General features: G+C 48.7%; 1 protein-coding gene. It reads left to right on the top strand.

Going from position 1 to position 1,214, the window contains the following annotated elements; genetic code table 11:
- On the top strand, positions 1-1,214 hold a 1,214-nt coding region (gene hutH, locus R7E78_RS24270), incomplete at both ends, for a histidine ammonia-lyase (RefSeq protein ID WP_318058356.1).

Below are 1,214 nucleotides of genomic sequence, written 5' to 3'. Positions count from 1 at the left end.
TGCACCGGAAGACTTAGAAACGCTGCAAAGAAGCATTGTTTTATCTCACGCTGCGGGTATCGGCAAATTCATGTCTGATGAAACCGTCCGCCTCATGATGGTTTTAAAAATCAACAGCTTGGCTCGTGGATTTTCTGGCATTCGTTTGAAAGTCATCAACATGTTGATTGATTTGGTCAATGCACAAGTTTATCCATGCGTTCCTCAAAAAGGCTCAGTGGGTGCTTCAGGCGATTTGGCTCCCCTAGCCCACATGAGTACGGTGCTGCTTGGTGAAGGTCAAGCACGTCACAATGGCCAAATCGTATCCGGCTACGAAGCACTAAAAATTGCTGGTCTTGAGCCTATTACACTAGCGCCAAAAGAAGGCTTGGCGTTACTCAATGGTACACAGGCTTCAACAGCATTCGCGCTAGAAGGTCTGTTTATTGCTGAAGACCTTTTTGCGTCAGCAACCGTGTGTGGCGCAATGTCTGTAGAGGCTGCGCTAGGTAGTCGACGTCCGTTCGACCCTCGAATCCACCGCGTACGTGGTCATCGTAGCCAAATGGACGCGGCAATGGCATATCGTCACCTACTGGATACATCGAGTGAAATTGGTGAATCGCACACCAACTGTGAAAAAGTGCAAGACCCATACTCACTGCGTTGTCAGCCGCAAGTGATGGGCGCGTGTTTGCAGCAAATCCGTAACTCCGCTGAAGTATTGCAAGTAGAAGCGAACTCCGTTTCTGATAACCCATTAGTATTTGCAGAAGATAACGACATCATCTCTGGCGGTAACTTCCATGCAGAACCTGTTGCGATGGCAGCCGACAACTTAGCTCTCGCCATTGCAGAAATTGGCAGTTTGTCTGAACGTCGTATGGCACTTCTCATCGACAGCGCGCTATCAAAACTGCCGCCATTCTTAGTCGATAATGGTGGCGTGAACTCTGGCTTCATGATTGCTCAAGTAACCTCTGCGGCATTGGCAAGTGAAAACAAGACCCTTGCTCACCCAGCCTCAGTAGACAGCTTACCAACATCAGCAAACCAAGAAGACCACGTGTCAATGGCGACATTCGCGGCTCGAAGACTGAAAGAAATGGGTGAAAACACTCGCGGCATTCTAGCTGTCGAATATCTATCGGCGGCGCAAGGTTTGGATTTCAGAGCGCCAAATAAATCGTCAGAGCGAATCGAAATTGCAAAACAGATGCTGCGTGAAAAAG

The organism is Vibrio sp. YT-19(2023), from assembly GCF_033337395.1.
Note: the sequence above shows the minus strand (reverse complement) of the source record. Positions and strands in the feature narration are given on the sequence as shown.